At 71.8% G+C, this 19,960-nt stretch carries 18 protein-coding genes; 9 read left to right on the top strand and 9 right to left on the bottom strand.

Annotated elements, in window-relative coordinates; all coding sequences use genetic code 11:
• Positions 1-57: 57 nt before the first annotated feature.
• The gene (locus ACFQS1_RS26800) at positions 58-897 is read left to right on the top strand and encodes a LysR family transcriptional regulator (protein WP_378973431.1); all 840 of its coding nucleotides are present in this window, start codon (positions 58-60) and stop codon (positions 895-897) included.
• A 19-nt stretch (positions 898-916) separates the two neighbouring features.
• On the opposite strand, the gene ACFQS1_RS26795 is transcribed toward ACFQS1_RS26800, so the two are convergent.
• Positions 917-2,581, bottom strand: coding sequence for a sulfatase-like hydrolase/transferase (locus ACFQS1_RS26795; protein ID WP_378973429.1), 1,665 nt, complete (start codon positions 2,579-2,581; stop codon positions 917-919).
• A 101-nt stretch (positions 2,582-2,682) separates the two neighbouring features.
• On the bottom strand, positions 2,683-4,140 hold the full coding sequence (locus ACFQS1_RS26790; protein ID WP_378973426.1) for an aldehyde dehydrogenase family protein: 1,458 nt from the start codon (positions 4,138-4,140) through the stop codon (positions 2,683-2,685).
• 81 nt (positions 4,141-4,221) lie between these two features.
• On the opposite strand from ACFQS1_RS26790, the gene ACFQS1_RS26785 reads away from it, so the two are divergent.
• The 3 genes from ACFQS1_RS26785 (at position 4,222) to ACFQS1_RS26775 (ending at position 7,115) form a co-directional block, all read left to right on the top strand.
• The gene (locus ACFQS1_RS26785) at positions 4,222-5,016 is read left to right on the top strand and encodes an IclR family transcriptional regulator (protein WP_378973424.1); all 795 of its coding nucleotides are present in this window, start codon (positions 4,222-4,224) and stop codon (positions 5,014-5,016) included.
• 70 nt (positions 5,017-5,086) lie between these two features.
• Entirely contained in the window at positions 5,087-6,550 is a 1,464-nt protein-coding gene (locus tag ACFQS1_RS26780; protein WP_378973421.1) for a benzaldehyde dehydrogenase, read from the top strand.
• A 163-nt stretch (positions 6,551-6,713) separates the two neighbouring features.
• Positions 6,714-7,115, top strand: coding sequence for a phosphatase PAP2 family protein (locus tag ACFQS1_RS26775; protein ID WP_378973418.1), 402 nt, complete (start codon positions 6,714-6,716; stop codon positions 7,113-7,115).
• A gap of 262 nt (positions 7,116-7,377) precedes the next feature.
• On the opposite strand, the gene ACFQS1_RS26770 is transcribed toward ACFQS1_RS26775, so the two are convergent.
• A complete protein-coding gene (locus ACFQS1_RS26770; protein WP_378973416.1) occupies positions 7,378-7,470 on the bottom strand; it encodes a MerR family transcriptional regulator in 93 nt (30 codons plus the stop codon).
• Between the two features lie 130 nt (positions 7,471-7,600).
• Between ACFQS1_RS26770 and ACFQS1_RS26765 the strand changes: the two genes are divergently transcribed.
• Positions 7,601-8,026, top strand: a complete 426-nt coding sequence (locus ACFQS1_RS26765) for an Hsp20/alpha crystallin family protein (protein WP_378973413.1) — start codon at positions 7,601-7,603, stop codon at positions 8,024-8,026.
• Between the two features lie 81 nt (positions 8,027-8,107).
• Here ACFQS1_RS26765 and ACFQS1_RS26760 read toward each other — a convergent pair whose 3' ends face one another.
• From ACFQS1_RS26760 to ACFQS1_RS26745, 4 genes are read right to left on the bottom strand one after another with little or no spacing between them, the layout of a single operon-like run.
• A complete protein-coding gene (locus tag ACFQS1_RS26760; RefSeq protein ID WP_378973411.1) occupies positions 8,108-10,087 on the bottom strand; it encodes a beta-galactosidase in 1,980 nt (659 codons plus the stop codon).
• A gap of 43 nt (positions 10,088-10,130) precedes the next feature.
• Complete coding sequence (locus ACFQS1_RS26755; RefSeq protein WP_378973409.1) at positions 10,131-11,465, bottom strand: ABC transporter substrate-binding protein; 1,335 nt, start codon at positions 11,463-11,465, stop codon at positions 10,131-10,133.
• Between the two features lie 11 nt (positions 11,466-11,476).
• On the bottom strand, positions 11,477-12,394 hold the full coding sequence (locus tag ACFQS1_RS26750; protein WP_378973406.1) for a carbohydrate ABC transporter permease: 918 nt from the start codon (positions 12,392-12,394) through the stop codon (positions 11,477-11,479).
• The gene (locus ACFQS1_RS26745) at positions 12,394-13,296 is read right to left on the bottom strand and encodes a carbohydrate ABC transporter permease (RefSeq protein WP_378973404.1); all 903 of its coding nucleotides are present in this window, start codon (positions 13,294-13,296) and stop codon (positions 12,394-12,396) included. Before ACFQS1_RS26745 ends, ACFQS1_RS26750 begins: the two co-directional genes overlap by 1 nt.
• A gap of 203 nt (positions 13,297-13,499) precedes the next feature.
• Here ACFQS1_RS26745 and ACFQS1_RS26740 point away from each other — a divergent pair, with 203 nt between their 5' ends.
• Positions 13,500-14,528, top strand: a complete 1,029-nt coding sequence (locus ACFQS1_RS26740; RefSeq protein WP_378973402.1) for a LacI family DNA-binding transcriptional regulator — start codon at positions 13,500-13,502, stop codon at positions 14,526-14,528.
• A gap of 27 nt (positions 14,529-14,555) precedes the next feature.
• Here the strand turns inward: ACFQS1_RS26740 and ACFQS1_RS26735 are convergent, their stop codons facing one another.
• Both ACFQS1_RS26735 and ACFQS1_RS26730 read right to left on the bottom strand, forming a co-directional pair.
• The gene (locus ACFQS1_RS26735) at positions 14,556-15,134 is read right to left on the bottom strand and encodes a GrpB family protein (protein WP_378973399.1); all 579 of its coding nucleotides are present in this window, start codon (positions 15,132-15,134) and stop codon (positions 14,556-14,558) included.
• A gap of 14 nt (positions 15,135-15,148) precedes the next feature.
• Entirely contained in the window at positions 15,149-16,936 is a 1,788-nt protein-coding gene (locus tag ACFQS1_RS26730; RefSeq protein WP_378973397.1) for an Imm49 family immunity protein, read from the bottom strand.
• 170 nt (positions 16,937-17,106) lie between these two features.
• Between ACFQS1_RS26730 and ACFQS1_RS26725 the strand changes: the two genes are divergently transcribed.
• The 3 genes from ACFQS1_RS26725 to ACFQS1_RS26715 all read left to right on the top strand — a co-directional run bounded on the left by ACFQS1_RS26725 (position 17,107) and on the right by ACFQS1_RS26715 (position 19,934).
• Complete coding sequence (locus ACFQS1_RS26725) at positions 17,107-18,507, top strand: alpha/beta hydrolase family protein (RefSeq protein ID WP_378973394.1); 1,401 nt, start codon at positions 17,107-17,109, stop codon at positions 18,505-18,507.
• 130 nt (positions 18,508-18,637) lie between these two features.
• Positions 18,638-19,270, top strand: coding sequence for a sensor domain-containing protein (locus ACFQS1_RS26720; RefSeq protein WP_378973391.1), 633 nt, complete (start codon positions 18,638-18,640; stop codon positions 19,268-19,270).
• A gap of 91 nt (positions 19,271-19,361) precedes the next feature.
• A complete protein-coding gene (locus ACFQS1_RS26715) occupies positions 19,362-19,934 on the top strand; it encodes a MerR family transcriptional regulator (RefSeq protein WP_378973389.1) in 573 nt (190 codons plus the stop codon).
• Positions 19,935-19,960: the final 26 nt, after the last annotated feature.

The following is a 19,960-nucleotide window of genomic DNA, read 5'->3' as shown; positions in this document are numbered from 1 at the left end:
GATCGGTCGCCGACGCCGTCCGGGTGGCCGGCGATACCCGGCGGGTATCGTCGAATCGTGGAGACGCGGGAGCTGCGCTATTTCGTCGCCGTCGCCGAGGAGCTGCACTTCGGCCGGGCGGCCCGGCGGCTCGGCATCGCGCAGCCGCCGCTGTCCCGGGCGATCGCGCGGCTGGAGCGCCGGATCGGGGTTTCGCTGCTCGACCGCGACAGCCGGGGCGTCGCGCTCACCGAGGCCGGAGCCGTGCTGCTGCACGAGGGCCGGGCCGCCCTGGACGCGGTCGAGGCCGCCGAGCGCCGCACCCGCCGGGCGGTGCCCGGCAAGCCGGGGCTGGTGCTGGTCACCAAGGCCGGCGCGGCCGGCGAGCTGCTGCCCAAACTGCTCGACGCGTACGCGGCCGAGCCCGGCGCCGTCGAGGTCGAGGTGCTGCTGTGCGGCGTCGGCGAGCAGGAGCGCCTGCTCCGCGACGGCCGCGCCGACGTGGCGCTGTTGCATCTGCCCTTCGACTCGACCGCCGGCCTCGACGTCGAGGAGCTGACCACCGAGGGCCAGGTCGTCGTGCTGCCGGCCGGCCACCCGCTCACCACCCGCACGAGCCTGCGCATGGCCGACGTGAGCGCGCTGCCGGGCCTGCCGCTGCCCCGCTGGCCCGGCGCGGACGGCACCTATCCGGACGGCCCGGGCCCCGAGGTGCACGACAGCACGCAGTTGTTCCAGCTGATCGCCCTGGGCCGCGCGTCGGCCGTCCTGCCGGAGTCCTGCCGCCCCATGCTGGGCCACGACCTGGCCGCGGTCCCGCTGGCGGACGCGCCGCACGTCACGACGGTGATCGCGTGGCCGCCGCACAGCCGCTCGCTCCCCCTCGCCGGCCTGGTGCGCGCCGCAACCCGGCTGTAGGCCCGGGACGGCGGCGGGCTCAGCGCGGCGCCCGGAGGGCGACCGTGTTCTGGGTTCCGTAGGCGGCGAAGAACTTGTCGCGGAACTCGTCCATCCGCCACACCGGCGTGCCGGCCCGCGGCCGCAGGCCGTCCGCCCAGTTCCAGTCGGCGACGCGCTCCAGGGCCGACCGGTCGTGGGCGATGATCGTGACGGGGACGTCGTGGCCGGCGTCCGCGCCGCTGACGATGGGCATCGGCTGGTGATCCCCGAACATGATCAGCACGAGGTTCTTGTCGCCGTATTTGGCGGCCCAGGAGATGAGGCTGTCCACGGAGTAGGCGATCGACTTGGCGTACTGGATCTGCGTGCGCTCCGGCGAGCCCCACAGCGTGCCGCGCTTCTCGGCGCCCCGCACCATCGGGGCGTAGACGCTGCCGTCGCCGGCCTCGTCCCAGTCGATCATCCGCGGGATCGCCGTCCACGGCTCGTGGCTGGAGGTCAGGGTGATCTCCGCCATCAGGGGGCGCTGCTTCGTGGCGTACACGTTCCGCTGGAAGGCGGCGAGCGTGTACTGGTCGGGCATCCGCGACCAGCCGAAGCGCGGGCCCTGGTAGCCGAGGTTCCGCGAGTCGTAGACGGTGTCGTAGCCGTAGAAGGACGCCTCCGGCCAGGCCACGGTGTTGCCGGGCTCCATGCCGACCGTCTGCCACCCGGCCTTGTGGAAGGCGCTGGTCAGCGTGATCCGGTCGCTGGCGGCGAGCTGCCGGTACCGCTGCTGGCTGGTGATCCACAGGCCGCTCTGGAAGCTGGCGTGGGCGAGCCAGCTGCCGCCGCCGTAGGTCGACGAGGTCAGCCAGCCGGACTTCGCCGAGAAACCGGCGGCGGAAAGTTTCCGCTCGTCGGCGGCGAGGGCCGGGGAAACTATCGCGCTCATGCCGGGGTCGGCGAGCGCCGAGCGGCCGTAGCTCTCCACCACGCCGATGACCACGTCCTTGCCGGCCAGCCCGCTGACCAGGTCCCGGGCCGCCACGTTGCGATAGGGATCGTGCTCCGACGCGTACGCGAACTGCCGTTGATCCTTGATCGCCGCCGGAACCTGGGTGACCGTCGTCTTCAGCAGGTCGGCGGCGGTGTCCGAGGCGACCGGGGCGTTGGGGAACCAGGTGATCCCGCTGATCGCCAGCGCCATCCACACCGCGCTGAGGCCGGCCAGGGTGCGCCGGGCCGGACCGGGGAACCGCACCGTCAGCCGGGTCAGGCGCAGCACCGCCAGCGTGCACACCACCAGCGCGAGCAGCGACAACACGACCGCCCCGACGGCCGCCGCGATCGCCTTGCCGCGGCCGTCGGTCTCGCTGAGCGCGTTGAAGCCGTCCTGGAACAGCGGCCAGTCGAGCACCGGGTTGAACCGCCGGCCGAGCACGATCCGGAAGCCCATGTTGACGACCTTCAGGATCACCACGAGACCGAGCCCGAGGCCGAACAACGCCGCGACCGGCTTGCGCCATCTCGGCGAAAGCGCGAGCAGCACCGCGGCGCCGATGATCGCCTCGATCGGGAGCCGCAGGAACGCGACCTCGAGGAAAGTTCCGTTCTTCGGTTTCGCGACCGCGTCCGGCACGACGAGCGCCACGTACACCAGGACTGCGGCCAGGACGGTGAGCACCGCGCCGGAGATGGTGCGGATTCGGCGGAGCAGCAAGATGTTCGTCCCTCGTAGCGCTCGGTGGGGCAACCCGGTCGCCGGTGGATACGGATCCGGCCCCCCGGCGGTTCATCGCGCGGACTCAGAACGGGGCGGACTCAGAACGGGAAGGACCGGGGCGTGTCGCGCAGGGTGATCCACTGGAGCTCGGTGAAGTCCTCGCTCGCGAACTGCAGGCCGAATCTCCCCCAGCCGCTCTCCTTGAGGCCGCCGAAGGGCATCTGCGGCTCGTCGTTCACGGTCTGGTCGTTGATGTGCACGATCCCGACCTCGAGGCGCCGGGCCAGATCCAGCGCGCCGTAGGTGTTCGCCGAGATGATGCCGGCGGTCAGGCCGAAGCGGGACTCGTTGGCCCGGGCAACGGCGTCCGCCGGGCCGTCGGCGGTCTCGAGCAGCGCCACCGGGCCGAAAGTTTCCTCGAAAGCTATCTCGGCCTCCGGCGGCACGTCGGTGAGGACCGTCGGCGGGTAGCAGGGCGGCGCCGCCACGCCGCCGGTCAGCACGCGGGCGCCGAGCGAGACCGCCTCGGAGACCCGCCGCTCGACCAGGCTCAGCGCCCACTCGTTGATCAGCGGGCCGACGACCGTCGCGGGGTCGCGCGGGTCGCCGACCGGAAGTCGCGAAACTTTCTCGACGAAGCGCGCCGTGAATTCCGCGCGAACGGCCCGGTCGACGATGATGCGGCGCACGCACATGCAGACCTCGCCCTGGTGGACGAAGGCGCCGTACGCGGCCGCGTCGACGGCCAGCGAAAGGTCCGCGTCGGCCAGCACGATCAGCGCGTTGTGCCCGGAAAGTTGCAGCACCGGCCGTTTGAGGTGCCGGGCCGCCAGCTCGGCGAGCCGCCGCCCGGTGACCGTCGATCCGGTGAAGCTGATCCGCCGCACCAGCGGATGGGTGACCAGCTCCTCGGCGATCATCCCGGCGTCGCCGGGGGCATGAGTGACCACGTTGACCGCCCCGGCGGGCAGCCCGGCCTCGGCGAACACGTCGGCCCACAGCGTGCCGCCGGTGATCGGCGATTCCTCGCTGGGCTTGAGCACGACCGTGTTGCCCAGCGCGAGCGGACCGGCGATCGCCCGCCCGGCCAGCGTCAGCGCCGCGTTCCACGGCGCGATCGCGGCGACCACGCCGACCGGCCGCCGCACCGCCAGCGCCCGCGACCCGGGCAGGTCGGCCGGCAGCACCTGCCCGGTCGGCGCGTGTGCGAGCGACCCGGCCTGGCGCAGCATGGCGAGACAGAAGTCAACCTGAACTTTCGCGAAATACGGCCCGCACCCCGTCTCGGCGGCCAGCAGGCCGAGCACCTCGGCGCGCCGCCGGTCGAGCGCGTCCGCGGCCCGGATGAAGATCAGCTGCCGCTCGCTCGGCGTCATCGCCGACCAGGCCGGAAAGGCGGCCTGAGCGGCCTCGATGGCCCGCCGGGTGTCCTCGCCGTCGCCGGACGCCACCTCCGCGAGCACCGCCCGGCTCCACGGGTCGTGGTCGGGATGCGTGCGCCCGCTGATCGACGCGACCCGGGCGCCGCCGATGTGGTGCAGGACCGGCTCGATCACGGGCCGATGCTACCGGCTGCGGCGGGCTTCGGGGCCGACCACGTTCGAATATCCGGAATGAGCGTTGATATGGTGAACAGCATGGCGCAGCCGTCGTTCTCCCAATCGCTCGAGCGGGGCCTGCGGATCCTCAGCGAGTTCGCCGCCAACGGCCCGGTCCTCGGCATCGCCGACCTGTCCCGCGCCGTCGACCTCAACCGCAGCACCACCCACCGCTACGTAGCGACGCTGACCAGCCTCGGCTTCCTCCAGCAGGACCCGGACACCCGCAAGTACTCGCTCGGCCCGCGGGTGGTCGACCTCGGCTTCGCCGCGATCAGCTCGATGGAGATCACCGGGATCGCGGCCGGCCGCCTGCAGGCGCTCGCCGACGAGACCGGCTGCGCGGCCAGCATGGCGGTTCTCGACGGCGCCGACATCGTGTACGTGGAACGCCGCCGATCCCGCCGCACCACCGGGTTGGCCGTCGACCTCAATCTGCACGTCGGCTCGCGGCTGCCCGCCTATTGCACCTCGATGGGCAAGGTGCTGCTCGCGCACCGCGACCCGGCGGCGCTGCGCGCGCTGCTCGACCGGATGGATCTGGCCCGCCGCGGGCCGAAAACGATCACCGTACGGGAGCAGCTGGTCGCCGCCCTGGCCAAGGTGCGGCAGGCCGGCTACGCGGTCAACGACGAGGAGCTGGCGCCCGGCCTGCGCTCGATCGCGGCGCCGATCCGCGACCGCTCCGGGCATGTGGTCGCGGCGATCAACGTGGCCGTGCACCTGACGACCTGGACCGCCTCGGTCGAGTCGGTGGTCAGCCGGCTGGCCGGGCCGCTGCGGCGCACGGCGGCCGAGATCTCGCATCAATTGGGCTACCGTTCGACTATGTGAAACACCGCGTTGTTTCGGGATCGTTTCGGGCCTAGATTCGGCGAAACTTTCTCGTGGGAAGGTGCCGACGATGGCTCTGCTCGATCAGTCCCGCTGGAACGACCAGATCTTCGAGGGCGGGTCGTGGCGCCCCGGCGGCGGCGCCGCCGCCGACGTGATCGAGCCGGCCACCGGCGAATCGCTCGGCCAGGTCAACCTGGCCACCCCCGACGACGTGGCCCGGGCCGCCAAGGTCGCCGCCGACGCCCAGCGCGAGTGGGCAGCCCTGCCGCACTCCGCCCGCGCCGCCGTCCTCCGCAAGGCCGCCCAGCTGTGGGCCGAGCACGCCGAGGAGATCAGCTGGTGGAACGTGCGCGAGGTCGGCGCGATCCCCGGGCTGGCCGGCTTCGCCCTGCACGTCGCCGAGCAGGAGTGCTGGGAGGCGGCCGCACTGCCCAGCCGGCCCTACGGCTCGCTGATCCCCTCCGAGGAGCCGCGGCTCTCGATGGCCCGGCGCTACCCGGTCGGCGTGGTCGGGGTGATCTCGCCCTTCAACGTGCCGATCATCCTGGGCATCCGGTCGGTCGCTCCGGCGCTCGCCCTCGGCAACGCGGTGCTGCTCAAGCCCGATCCGCGTACGGCGGTGACCGGCGGCCTCGTGTTCGCCCGGATCTTCCAGGAGGCCGGGCTGCCCGACGGCCTGCTGCAGGTGCTGGTCGGCGGCGCCGACGTCGGCGAGGCGATGCTCACCGATCCCCGGGTGCCGGTCATCTCGTTCACCGGCTCGACCGCCGCGGGCCGCCGGGTCGGCGAGCTGGCCGGCCGCCACCTCAAGCGCGCCCACCTCGAGCTCGGCGGCAACTCGGCGCTGCTCGTCCTCGACGACGCCGATGTGGACGCCGCGGTCAACCTGGCTTCCTGGGGCAGCTGGTTCCACCAGGGTCAGATCTGCATGACCACCGGCCGGCACCTGGTGCACGAGCGCGTCTACGACGACTTCGTCGAGCGCCTCGCCGACAAGGCCGCCAAGTTGCCGGTCGGCGACCCCGCCCGCGAGCAGGTCGCGCTCGGCCCGGTCATCGACGCCGGCCAGCGCGACAAGATCCACGACCTGGTGACCTCCTCGGTCGGCGACGGCGTCCGGCTGGCCGCGGGCGGCAGCTTCGACCGCCTCTTCTACCAGCCCACGGTCCTCGCCGGCGTGACCACCTCGACGCCCGCGTTCGCCCAGGAGATCTTCGGCCCGGTCGCGCCGGTCGCCCGCTTCGGCACCGTCGACGAGGCCATCGCCCTGGCCACCACCACCGAGTACGGCCTGTCGCTGGGCATCGTCACCCGCGACGCGATGCGCGGCGTCGAGCTGGCCGACCGGATACCCACCGGCATCGTGCACATCAACGACCAGACCGTGAACGACGAGGCCAACGCCCCGTTCGGCGGCACCGGGGCGTCCGGCACCGGCTCCCGCTTCGGCGGCGCCCAGGCCAACATCGACGCCTTCACCGACACGCGCTGGGTGACCGTCCGCAGCCAGCCCGCGTCCTTCCCCTTCTAGCCGGCACTCCCCGCCGTACCCGCAAACCGTCCCCCGCCGCACCGCTCCTCGAAGTGCGAAGTCGTCGCCGCCCGGCCGGCCCGCCGCCGGCGGGCGGCGACCCGGATCGGCGGCGCCGGCCTCTCCCCCCGATGGCCGGCGCCGCGCCGTCCCTCTGCCCTCGGTGCCGGGGCAGAGGCAACGGCGGCGGGCCGCGGACGCGATGATCGCCGCGCGGGTGCACGACGGCGCCTTCGATCCCACGGATGCCTGGACGGCCGGCACGACGCCGGGCGTCTGGCGGCCCACCCCGCCGACGAACGCGTCGGACGGCGCGTGGGTCGGGTCGATGCGCTCGTTCGTGATTGCGCTCGTTCGTGATCCCGCGCAACGACATGTTCCGCACCGCGGAGCCGCCCGCGCTGACCAGCCGGCAGTACGCCCAGCTTCTCGGCGGGCCCTGGACGAGGTGGTCGAGGCCCGCATCTGGGCCGGCGTCCACTTCCGCTCCGCCGACGAGCAGGGCGTGCGCATCGGCAACGGCGTCGCCCGATACGTCCTGTCCCACGAGTTCGGCCGCCGCTAGGAAGCCGCCGGGAGCGAGGGTCTGTTCCCGGTCTGAGCTGGGTGTGCGCGACGCTTTGCGTGCGAAGCTGCGGTCGGGCAACGCGTGGCGGAGCCGCTGGAAAGGGACGCCGGGCCGCGGGTGAGTGTGACCCTCAGTGACTCATGTCTTCCGCGGCTCGCGCGTCCCGTTCTTTCCAGCGTGACGTTCGCGCTGGTCAACGGCAAGATCTCGGCACGAAGTACAGGTTTGTAGTTCGTCTCGCGGCGGCGGCCCTCGCCGGTCAGTGGCCGGAACGTCGCTGCCGCAACGACGCGGGCCGTACGAGTCCGGAGCGCTCGTACGCGCGCAGCGTGTGCGGGCCAATGCCGGTCATCTCGCCGAGGACTTGACACTGCCATGAGTTCGTTGTATGGGTGGAAGTAAGTTGAGTCAAGGGCACTCAACCACGGGAGATCCCCGGAACGAGACGCCTTCGGTGAAGGGGCACCAAGGAGGAGATGACCATGCTGATGCGCACCGACCCGTTCCGCGACATGGACCGCCTCTTCGAGCAGCTCACCGGCACCGCCGGCCGGCCGGCCGTCATGCATGTCGACGCCGAGCGCGACGGTGACTGGTTCAACGTGTACTTCGACCTGCCCGGCGTCGACCCCGACTCGATCGAGCTGACCGTCGAGCGCAACGTGCTGCAGGTTCAGGCCCAGCGGCAGCGCACGCAGAAGGACGGCGTCGAGACCGTGATCGCGGAACGCCCGATGGGTGTCTTCAGCCGCCAGCTGTTCGTCGCGGACACCCTCGACACCGACAAGCTCGAGGCCACCTACGACAACGGCGTGCTGACCCTGCACATCCCGATGTCGGAGAAGGCCAAGCCCCGCAAGATCAGCATCGGCACCGCCGGCGACGGCCCCAAGCAGATCAAGGGCTGACCCCGGGACCGGAACCGGCCGGAACGCAGCGGTCCCGGTGGCGTCACCAGCGCCACCGGGACCACCCCGCACCCGGAACGGTCAGGCGCGGATCACCGCCGCTGCCCGGGCGGCGAGCATCGGGTTCGCCGGGTCGAGCGCCGAGATGTCCACCGGTCCCTCGGTCCGGTTGAACACGAAGCGGTACCGGCCGCGCTGGGCCACCTCGACGCGGCCGCGCAGCTCCGCCGGCACATCGCTGGTCACCCCGGCACGCGCGAGGAGCTCGCCGAGGACCACCCCGAGCCCTTCGGGCCCGAGACGCGTCGACACGTACGAGGCGGAGCCCGCACCCGCCGGCCGCCGGGTCACCGCCGCCCGGCCGGCCAGATCGCCGCTCCGGTACGAGGCCAGCACCTCCACCGCAGCGTCGGTGACGTCGATCCGATCGCTCCACATCGTGCCGGCGAGGCCGTTGCCGAGGTCGGCCCGCTCGCCGTCCGGCAGCGGGGCGAACTCCTCGATGCGAATGCCGAGCAACGTTCGCAGCGCGCCCGGATACCCGCCCAGCCACACCTGGTCGTGCTCGTCGACGATCCCGGAGAAGTACGTCGTCACCAGGTGACCGCCGTCGTCCACGTAGGACGTGAGCCGCTCGGCCAGCGCGGCCGGCACCACGTACAGGATCGGCGCGACGACCACGTCGTAGCCGGACAGATCGGCCGCGACCGGGACCACGTCGGCCCGGACCCCGAGGTCGAGGAACGCGGTGTACCAGTCGAGCGCCTCCCGGCGGTAGCGCAGCCGGTTGGTCGGGTGCGAGTCGAGCTCGGACGCCCACCACGACTGCCAGTCGAACAGGATCGCCGCCCGGGCCGGCGTCCGCGGCGTGCCGGCCAGTGACGCCAGCGACTCGAGCCGCCGGCCCAGCGCGACCACCGACCGGAACAGCGAGCTGTCCGCCCCGGCGTGCGGCAGCATCGCCGAGTGGTACTTCTCGGCGCCGCCCTTGGACTGCCGCCACTGGAAGAAGCAGACCGCGTCGGCGCCGTGCGCCACGTGCAGCAGCGCGTCCCGCTCCAGCTCGCCCGGCCGCTTGGCCAGGTTGACCGGCCGCCAGTTCACCGCGCTGGTCGAGTGCTCCATCAGGAACCACGGCCGGCCGCCGGCGAGGTTGCCGGTCAGGTTGGCCGAGAACGACAGCTCGTCGGCCGAGCGCGCGCCGGGCGTACGGTAATGGTCGTTGGCAATGAAGTCGACCTCCGCGGCCCAGTCGGCGTAATCCATCGCGTTCTGCTCGCCCATCACCATGAAGTTCGTGGTGACCGGCACGTCCGGGGTGATCGAGCGCAGCAGATCCCGCTCGGCGATCAGGTAGTCCTTGAGCGCGTCCGACGAGAACCGCTTGAAGTCGAGCTGCTGGCCGGGATTCGGATAGGTCGCGGCCAGCCGCGGCGGCAGGATCTCCTCGAACGACCCGTAGCGCTGCGACCAGAAGGCCGTGGCCCAGGCGTCGTTGAGCGCCTCGATCGTCCGGTAACGCGCCCGCAGCCAGGCCCGGAACGCGTCGGCGGCGTCGTCCGAGTAGTCGTGGACGTGGTGGCAGCCGAGCTCGTTGTTGACGTGCCAGGCGGCCAGCGCCGGATGATCGGCATAACGCGAGGCGATGGCGCGCACGAGGCGCAGGGCGTGTGCGCGGAAGACCGGCGACGTGGGCCGCCAATGCTGCCGGCCGCCGGGCCAGATCGTGTTGCCGAGCCGGTCGACCGGAAGGATCTCGGGGTGCGCGGTGGTCAGCCACGGCGGCGGCGAGGCCGTCGCGGTGGCGAGGTCGACCAGGATCCCGTTGGCGTGCATCAGGTCCATCGCGTCGTCGAGCCAAGCGAAGTCGTATTCGCCGGAGGCCGGCTCGATCCGCGCCCAGGAGAAGATCGCGAGCGACACGATGGTCACCCCGGCCTCGCGCATGCGCCGGACATCGTCGTCCCAGACCTCGCGCGGCCACTGGTCGGGGTTGTAGTCGGCGCCGTACTCGAGGCGCGGCTCACCGGTGCGGCGCAGCCAACGGGTGGAACTCAACACGATCTCCTTAACATGGGGGCCCGCCGCGGCGGGCCCCCGGGTGTCACTTGACGGTAAAGCCCTGCTGGGTGCCGTACTTCGTGGACTGGTCCTGCCAGGCCTTCAGGCCGTCGGCGAGGGTGGTGCCCGAGACGTACGCCTTGCCGACGGTGTCGTTGAAGATGCTGTTGGCGTAGACCTGGAACGGCAGGTACGACCAGCCGGGCACGACGTTCCGCGCGGACTTCGCGAAGATCTCGTTGGCCTTCTGACCGCCGAAGTACGCGAACTCGGTGCTCAGGAACTTCGGATCGGAGAGCTGCTTGGTGGTGGCCGGGAAGGCGCCGTTGTCCACCCGGATCTGCACGCCCTCGTCGTCGGCGGCGTACTTCATGAAGCCGTAGGCCAGGGCCTTGTTGGCGCCCTTGTCCATGATGGCCAGCGAGCTGCCGCCGTTCTCCGCGCTGGCCTTGGCCCCGGGGGTCCACTGTGGCATGTCGGCGACCCGCCATTTGCCGGAGCCGCTGGGCGCGCTGGAGGTGAAGTTGGCCGGCATCCACGCGCCGGTGGGCAGGGTGGCGATGGTGCCGTTGGCGATGCCCTGGAACCACTGGTCGGTCCAGCCGGAGATCGGGGCGACCAGCTTCTCGCTGATCAGCTGCTGCCACACCTGGGTGAAGGTGGTGCTGCCCGGGTCGGTGAAGTTGATCGTCACGGTGGTGCCGTCGACCTGGTACGGCTTGCCGCCGGCCTGCCAGATCAGGCTGGTGGTGAAGCCGGCGTCACCGGTGTCGCTGGTGATGTAGACCTTCGGATCGGCCTTGTGGATCGTGCGGGCCGCGTCGAGGTACTCCTGCCAGGTGGTGGGCACCTTGACGCCGAACTTGTCGAAGACGTCCTTGTTGTAGAACAGCGCCATCGGGCCGGAGTCCATCGGCAGGCCGTAGATGTCCCCGCCGGAGTGCACCGAGTTCCACGGGCCCGGGGTGAAATCGGCCTTGAGGTCCTCGGCGCCGTACCCCTTGAGACTGGTCAGCGACTTGCCGAGGGCGAATTGGGGCAGCGCGTAGTACTCGATCTGCGCGACGTCCGGCACGCCCTTGCCGGCGGCGATCGCGTTCTGCAGCGCGGTGTACTGCTTGTCGCCGGTGCCGGCGTTGACCAGGTCGACCTTCACGTTCGGGTATTTCTGCTGAAAGCTCGTCACGACCTGCTTGAGGGTGGGCTCCCAGGCCCAGACCGTCAGCGTGCCGCCCTTCTCGAGGGCCGCGGCGACGCCGGAGTCCGAGACACCGGCGCCGGAGGACGAGGACGAGTCCGAGGAGTCGTCGCCGCCACCGCAGGCGGCCAGCGCCAGGGTGAGGGCGGCGGCCGCCGCCACCGGCCAAAGCTTGCGCATGAGGGATCCTTTCATTCTTTGCCGCTTCCGGCGGCGAGGCCGGACTGCCAGTAGCGCTGGAGCAGCAGGAACGCCGCGATCAGCGGCAGGATGGTGAGCAGCGAACCGGTGATGACGAGGTTGAAGACGGCCTGGCCGCCCGCGGTGCCGGACTGCGCGTTCCACGCGTTGAGGCCGATCGTGAGCGGGTACCAGTCCGGGTCCTTCAGCATGATCAGCGGCAGGAAATAGTTGTTCCAGGTCGCGACGACGGTGAAGAGCAGCACCGTGACGAGCCCGGGACCGAGCAGCGGCACGGAGATCCGGAAGAAGGTGCGGAACTCGCCGGCGCCGTCGACCCGGGCCGCCTCGAGGATCTCGTCCGGGACGGCCCGGGCCGCGAAGGTCCACATCAGGTACAGGCCGAACGGCGTGACCAGCGACGGGATGATCACGGCCCACGGGGTGTCGGTGAGGCCGAGCTGGGCGAACAGCAGGAACTGCGGGACGGCGAGGGCGGTGCCGGGGACCGCGACCGCGCCGATCACGACGGCGAACACACCCTTGCGGCCCGGGAAGTCGAACTTGGCCAGCCCGTAGCCGGCCAGCGCGGCCAGGAAGGTGGCGCCGCCGGCACCGATGACCACGTACAGCAGGGTGTTGCCCAGCCAGCGGAGAAAGATTCCGTCGTCGTACGTGAGCGTGTCTTTGATGTTGGCGAACAGGGCGAACTTTCCGTCGTCGAACCACAGCCCGAACGATGTGAACAGCCCTTCTTGGGTTTTCGTCGCGTTGAAGAAAAGCCACGCGAGCGGCACGAGGGTGTACAGCGCCATCAGCGCCGTCAGCACGGTGAGGGTCAGGCTGCGCTTGCGCCCGCGCTTGGTGCGGCCGGCCGCGCTGGGCGACATTTCCCGGGTACGGGTGGCGGAACGCAACCCCGTGGACATCAGCCCTCCCGGGCGCCGCGGAGCTGCACGACGTACGCGATGACCATGGTGATCAGGCCCATGATGATCGCGACCGTGGCCGCGTAGTTGTACTGCTGACCGGAGAACGACAGCGAGTAGGCGTACAGGTTCGGGGTGAAGAACGTGGTGATCGCGTTGGGGGCGAGCGGCTTGAGGATGGCCGGCTCGTTGAACAGCTGGAAGCTGCCGATCACCGAGAAGATGGTGGCGATCACCAGGGCGCCGCGAATCGCCGGCAACTTGATGGCCGTGATGATCCGGAACTGGCCGGCGCCGTCGATCTCGGCCGACTCGTAGAGCGAGTGCGGCACGGTGCGCAGCGCCGCGTAGAAGATCAGCATGTTGTAACCGACGAACTCCCAGGTCACGATGTTGCCGATGCTCGCGAGCACGAGGCGCGGGGCGAGCGGGTCGGGCAGGGTCACGTGCAGGGCGTCGTTGAGGTTGCCGACCAGGCCGAACCGGCTGCCGTACATGAAGCCCCACAGCAGCGTCGCGACGACGGCCGGCACCGCGTACGGCAGGAAGATCGTGATCCGGAAGAACGACCGGCCGTAGAGCCGCCCGGAGTCGATGGCGAGCGCCACCAGCAGGGCCAGGAACAGCATGATCGGCACCTGGACGACCAGGAACAGCGCGACCCGGCCGAACGCCGACCAGAACTGCGAATCCTGAATCGCCTGCCGGTAGTTGTCCAGCCCGGCGAACGAGTTGCCGCCGACCAGGCGGTTCCGGAACAGGCTCAGGTAGATCGAGTACGCGATCGGCGCGAGGAAGACCAGCGCGAAGACCAGCATGAACGGGGCGACGAACTGCCAGCCTCGCCACGACCGGCGCCGTATGCGACCGCCCGGTGGCGCCGCGACCTGGGTTGTTGCCATGCCCCTCACCCTTCCGATCCCGCGGCGTGTCGATGTTTGCGCAAACATCGGGCCTCGACGAGGCGTTCGATCGTGTGTGACTTTGTTTCCCGGAGTCGGGCGACGGTATGTTTACGTAAACATCGAGGTGATAGTTTCACCGCGTGAACGGGTCGTCAAGAAGCCAGAACGCTTCGTCGCATCGGCGGACGCGCGGCGTCTCGATGGCCGATGTCGCCCGCCTGGCCGGGGTCTCGGCGCAGACCGTCTCCCGGGTTTCCACCGGGCACCCCGGCGTGATCGAGTCCACCCGCCGGCAGGTTCTGCACGCGATGGAACAACTCGGCTACCGGCCGAACAGCGCCGCACGTGCGCTCAAGCGCGGCAGCTTCCGCACCATCGGCGTCATCCTGTTCACGCTGGCGACCACCGGCAACAGCCGCACCGTCGAGGCCATCGCGACGCAGGCCGCCCAGGAGGGGTACGCGATCACGCTGTTCCCGGTGGCCGCGCCCACCCAGGACGGCGTGCTCGGCGCGTTCACCCGGCTCGGCGAGCTGGCGGTCGACGGCATCATCGTGATCATGGAGGTGCACCTCCTCGACGCGGTCAACCTGACCCTGCCGCCCGGCGTGCAGGTGGTGGTGGTCGACTCGGACGCCGGCGATCGCTACCCGGTCGTCGACACCGACCAGGCCGACGGCGCCCGCCAGGCCGTGCGCCATCTGCTCGGCCTCGGCCACGAGACGGTCTGGCACGTGACCGGCCCGGCCGAGTCGTTCTCCTCGGAGCGGCGCGCGGCGGCCTGGCGCGCGGTGCTCGAGGACGCCGGCCGGGTCGTGCCGCCGGTCCAGCGCGGCGACTGGTCGGCCGCCTCCGGCTACGCGGCCGGCCTGGCCCTGGCGGACGAGCCGTCCTGCACGGCCATCTTCGCGGCCAACGACCAGATGGCGCTCGGCGTGCTGCGCGCCCTGCACGAGCGGGGCCGGCGGGTGCCCGCGGAGGTCAGCGTGGTGGGTTTCGACGACATCCCCGACGCCGCCGCCTACCTGCCCCCGCTCACCACGGTCCACCAGGACTTCGCCGAGGTCGGCCGGCGCTGCGTGCACGGGCTGCTCGAGCAGATCCACGACGAGCGCGCCGAGGCCGGCACGGTGCTGGTCCCGACCACGCTGGTGGTGCGGGAGAGCACCGCTCCCCCGCCCGTCGTCGTCAGCCGAGCCCGGCCCGGCGGAAACGCCGTCGTCAGCTGAGCCCGGCCCGGCGGAAACGCCGCCTCGTCAGCTGAGCCCGGCCCGGCGCAGGATGTCGAGGATGACGCCGGCCTTTCCGGCGACGTAGCCGTTCATCGACATCGGACTGGCCGCGGCGGCCTCGCGCTTGGCCGCCTCGTACCGGTCGCGGTCGCCGGGGTGGGCGCGCAGCCAGTCCCGCAGGATCAGATGGCGCAGGTGCTCGTCGCAGTCCGGGCCGAAGACGTGCAGGTTGACGTCGTGGTTCGCGTCCCAGAGGCAGCGGTGCTCGTACCAGTACGGCTCCCGGGTGGCCAGCCGGTAGCCCGCGTCGGCCAGCGCCGGCACGTAGGCGTCCTCGTCGGCGGGGTCGGCCACGATCAGGTCGATGTCGACCCGGTCCTTGGCCGCCAGTCCCGGCACCGCCGTGGAGCCGACGTGGTCGACCGCAAGGGCTTTCGTGCCCAGCGCGGCCCGGATGCGCGCCTCCTCCCGGCGGAAGCGCGCGGGCCAGGCCGGGTCGTAGGGACTGATCGTGATCGGCTTGGTGAGCTGGGTGGGACGGTCGCCCACGACGCGGCTCGGCACATCGATCGGGGCTGGGGTGGGCAGCGGCGGTAAACGCATGCCGCACAAGGTAACTACACGGCCAGCAGGCGGTACGGCTTGGGGAACCAGGCCCAATGGTCGTCGCACCAGGCCAGCCCGTCGTAGGACAGGCCCGCGGTCCGCCCCGGCGTCACATATCGCCAGGCAGCCCACACGCGCTTGGGCATGAGCAGCCCGGCGATCGAGCGATACCCGCCCGGGAAGAACCGGGACAGCTCGTTGGCGTCGCCGAGCATCCCGGCCGGCGCCACGTGAATCTCCACTCGCGCCTCGGGATCGGGGTGGCGGAAGTCGAGCGGCCCGGCCCACAGCTCCTCGTAGCGGCGCCGCGCCCGCTCGACCGTGCCGGGCGTGAAGGTCTTCGCGTAATCCTCGTCGCGGGGCCGCATCTCGCGCAGCGCCACGCCGGTGCGGTCGACCGCGATGGCCTGCAGCATCGGCTCGAGTCGCAGGCGCAGCACGGTGATCGACACCCCGGACTGCGTGCGGGCGTCGCCGGCCTCCCACTCGTCGAGCATCTCCCGCCACGCGGTCTCGACGGCGGCCAGCCGGTCGGGGTGGAAGCGTCCCGGCTCGGCGCGGTAGGCGGCCCAGCCGCGCTCGTGCACGAAGCGGGGCTCGGGCCGGGCGCGGGCGGCGGCCAGGCAGTCGGCGGCCTCGGCGAGCCAGGCGCGGCGCTGGCGGTCGTCCCCGGCGCGCGCCGAGAGGAGGTCGGCGGTCAGCACGAGCTCGCCGACATCCATCAGGTCCTCCCCGCCGACAGCCGTCCGGTGCTCGGCGCCCCCGGCCGGTGGCGGCGGCTCGACCCGCAGGCAGGCCTCGGGCAGACCGGGCCCGTTCGAGGCGGTGTAGGTCGCCGTCATCTTTCCGGCCCGCATCCGCATGCCGTGCGCGCGTCCCGCACGCGGGAACCCCTCCAGGTCCAGAAACCAGGTGGCCTCCTCAGAGCGGTGCAGCCGCCCGGCCGGAAAGTGGTAACGGACCGTCCCGAGGGGGCGGACGGCGCCGCGTACCAGATCGGGCGGGAGCGACCCCGCGCCCACCCGGACCGCGAGTCCCCGGTCGTGGCCGAGCGCCGCGAGGCCGATGACCGGCAGGGCGAGCAGGCCGAACACCTCGAGCTCCCCGTCCTGCCGGGCAAAGAACTCCTGGTGACACCGCAGGGCGGCGGCGAGCGCCGCGTCGAACGCCGTCTGCTCGCCGGCCGCGACAAGATCAAGGAGCGGGCGTACGCGCAGAGCGACGTCATCCGGTTCGGCCGGCGCTTCGCCCGCCCCCGGCGAGTGCCGCGGCGCCCGCACCGTCTTCGCGAGCGACTCGCGCGCCGCCCCGATCGTCCCGGCGTCCGGCCGCGCCAGGGCCGCTCCCACCGGCGTCCAGAAGGCTTCGCCCCGCTCGCCCAATCGCTCCAGCAGCCGCGGATCGCCCAGCACGGCCAGCCCCGCCTCGTCGCGCAGGGCGCGGCACACGCCGACCGCCATCAACCACGTGTTCGGGCTCATCGGCACGCCCTCGGCCGGGAATTCCCGCACGCCGCCGGGGTGGTCACGACGCTGCTGCCCGCGGCCGAGCACCGGCAGCTCGACGCGGCCGCGGTCGCGCATCCAGGCGATCCCGGCGGCCGTCGCCGCGGCCGAGGCGGCGGCGAGGGACCGTTCACCGAGCCGGGAGTTGCCGAGCGCGGCGGCGAGGCAGGCGCGCTCGAGCTCGGCCTCGAGCAGGTCGAGCCCGTCGCGGCCGCTGGGCTCGCGGGCCAGCAGCGCCTCGCGACGCTCCTCGGCGTACGCCAGGGCCTCCGTCCAGCGCTCGGCGGCGGTCACTGCTGCCTCCCTCGGTTCACTTGACGTAGTAGTAGACGACGTTCCGAGGGGTTGTGGACAGCTCCTTTCCCAGCCTGTAGCCGTATTGCCGCTCAAGCAGGTCAGCGCGGTGATCACGGTCTTGACAGCCGTCGATGGCGGGCATTGGATGTTACCGGGAGGTAACGACGATGATCACTGCCTGGAAGCGTGCCGCTGTCGCCCTTGCTCTCGTGCCGGCGTTCGCGATGGCCGGTTCGCCGGCGCTCGCGGATCCTCCCGTCTGCACCGCGCCGGTGCCGAGCAGCACCCAGCCGGGGTACACGGTCGCCGATCCGGACTGCGACATCAGCGGGACGCCGTTCGTGCCGTTGGCGGGCGCCCGCACCTACACGGGGATCAGCGCGGGCGCGGCGTACCGGATCGAGGTGCCCGCCAAGTGGAACGGGCGGCTCGTCGTCTACGCACACGGCTACCGCGGCACCGGAACCACCGTCTATGTGGATTCGCCCGGCCTGCGCGCGCACTACATCGACGCGGGATACGCGTGGGCGGCCTCGAGCTACGCGACGAACGGTTACGACGTGGGGCAGGGCGTGCGGGACTCGTACGCGATGATCGGTCTTTTCCGCCAGGCGACCGGGCGCCCGGCGCGAAGCGTCATCATGACCGGCGCGTCGATGGGCGGGCATGTCACCGCGGTGGCGATCGAGACCTACCCGCGGGCCTTCGCCGGCGCGATGCCCTATTGCGGCGTCCTCGGCGACGCGAAGCTGTTCGACTATTTCCTCGACGCCAACGTGACGGCGGCCGCGCTGACCCGAACGCCGATCACCTTCCCGCTGCACCCGGGGCCCGACTTCGAGGATCGGTGGCGCGCTTCGGTGGCCGCGATGCTGCCGGCCCTCGGGGTGAACGTCGGGCGACCGCCGGAGCTGACCGCGGCCGGCCGCACGTGGTCCGACGTGGTGGAACGCCGCACCGGCGGCTCGCGGCCCGGCTTCGACAGCGCGTTCGCCTACTGGAACGCCGCGACCTCGCTGGCGCCGCTGAGCGACATGCCGTTCCTCTTCGGTCTGTATCCGGGCCTGTCCGGAGGCACCGCCGACATCGCGCCCGGGAACGTGACCGACAACCGGCTCACGCTCTACCGCAGCACCGACCGCATCTGGCCCACCGCCGACGAATGGCGGCTCAACGCTTCGGTGCTGCGCGTGCGGCACACGGCCGTCGCCGATCGGGGGCTCGCCGGCATCCCGCGCGTCGACGGGAACCCGCGAGTTCCCGTGCTGTCGCTGCACGACATCGGCGACCTGTTCGTGCCGTTCTCGATGGAGCAGATCTACGCCCTTCGCGCCGCCGCGCACGGTCGCCCGTTCGTGTCGCGGGCGATCCGCGGCGTGGGTCATTGCGACTTCACCCAGGCGGAGCTGACCGCGGGGTTCGACGACCTGACCAGGTGGGTCTACACCGGACACCGCCCGGCCGGTGACGCGATCCTCAACCCGAAGGTGGTGGCTTCGCCGGCGTTCGGGTGCCGCTTCACCCGCGGAGCGCACGCCTACTTCGTCGCGCCGGCCTGTCCGGCCTAGCGATTCCGGCCGGGCGCGCAAGGTGCAGCCGCGTGGCCGCTGCATATGGCCGCTGGTAGTGCTAACCCCACCATCGATCGGGCGGCTCGCCGGATCGGCCGGGCGGCGATCGATGAATAGCGTCATGGGCATGACGACGACACCGGTCCACACCCAGCTCGCCCCCGCGCCGGCGGTTCGCGCGTGGGGGCGGCTCGTCACCGACACCCGTTACGTGCTCACCGGATTCCCGCTGGCCGCGATCGCGTTCACCGTCTGCCTCACCGGCTTCGCGGCCGGCGCCGGCCTGGTGGTGGCCGTAGTCGGCGTGCCGCTGCTCGCCGCGACCCTGATGGGGGCGCGTGGCTTCGCCATCGCCGAGCGCGCCCGGGTCGCGCCGGTGCTCGGCTCGGCCCTTCCCGCGCCGGCTTACCGGGCCGCCAAGTCGGCCTCGGCGCCGGCCCGGATGATCGCCGTGCTCGCCGACCCGCAGTCCTGGCGGGACCTCACGCACGCGGTGCTGCGGCTCGCGCCCAGCACCGTCGCCTTCTCCGTCGTGGCGACCTGGTGGACCGGGGTGCTCAGCGGGGCCACCTGGTCGCTGTGGGGCTGGGCGCTCCCGAAGGACGGCGTCGACCTGCCCGAGCTTCTCGGGCTCGGCGACCGCTACGGCACGATCGTGATCTTCTACATGGCGGTCGCCGTGGCCTTCGCGGCCACCCTGCCGGCGGTCACCCGCTGGGCGGCGACGCTGGAAGCGCGGTTCGCCAAGGCGCTGCTGTAGTTTTTCCTGCCTCTTGAACCCGACGCCGCGTCAGGTCCTAGCGTCGAGGAGACAGCGAAAACAGCGACGAAGGCGACCGGCAAGGGGGACGATGGCCGAGCAACGGGAGTGGCGGATCGGGGAGCTGGCCCGGGCCACCCGGGTGACCGTGCGGGCGCTGCACCACTACGACCGGCTGGGCCTGCTGCGGCCGTCGTCGCGGACGGCCGGCGGGCATCGGTGCTACACCGGCGACGACGTGCGCCGGCTGCACACGATTCTCGCGTTGCGGCGGTTCGGCCTCTCCCTGCGGGACATCGCGGCGGCCCTGGAAGCCGGCGGCGAGGATCCGCGGGAGATCCTGCGCCGTCAGCTGGCCGAGACCGAGGAGCGGATCCGCCAGGCCCAGCAGGTACGCGCGAGCCTGCGGGGCCTGCTGGAGCGGCTCGACGACCCGGAGCCGTCGCAGTTCGTCGCGTTGATCGAGGAGATGGTCACGATGAGTCAGCCACTGACGCCCGAGCAGCTCGAGGAGATGCACCGCGCGCGCCGGGAGTGGGCGGCCACGCTCAGCGAGGAGGAACTCGCCGAGATGAGCCGCACGCGAGCGGAGGCGCGGGCCGCGATGTCGGCGGAGCAGATCGCCGAGATGCAGGAGACGAGGGCCCGGCTGATGGGTCACTGACGGGAAGGGGCGCCCCGGAAGCGGGG

This window comes from Paractinoplanes rhizophilus (genome assembly GCF_042664765.1).
Taxonomy (GTDB): Bacteria; Actinomycetota; Actinomycetes; order Mycobacteriales; family Micromonosporaceae; genus Actinoplanes; species Actinoplanes rhizophilus.
The sequence above is the reverse complement of the archived record's forward strand: the minus strand, read 5'-3'. Positions and strand labels throughout refer to the sequence as shown.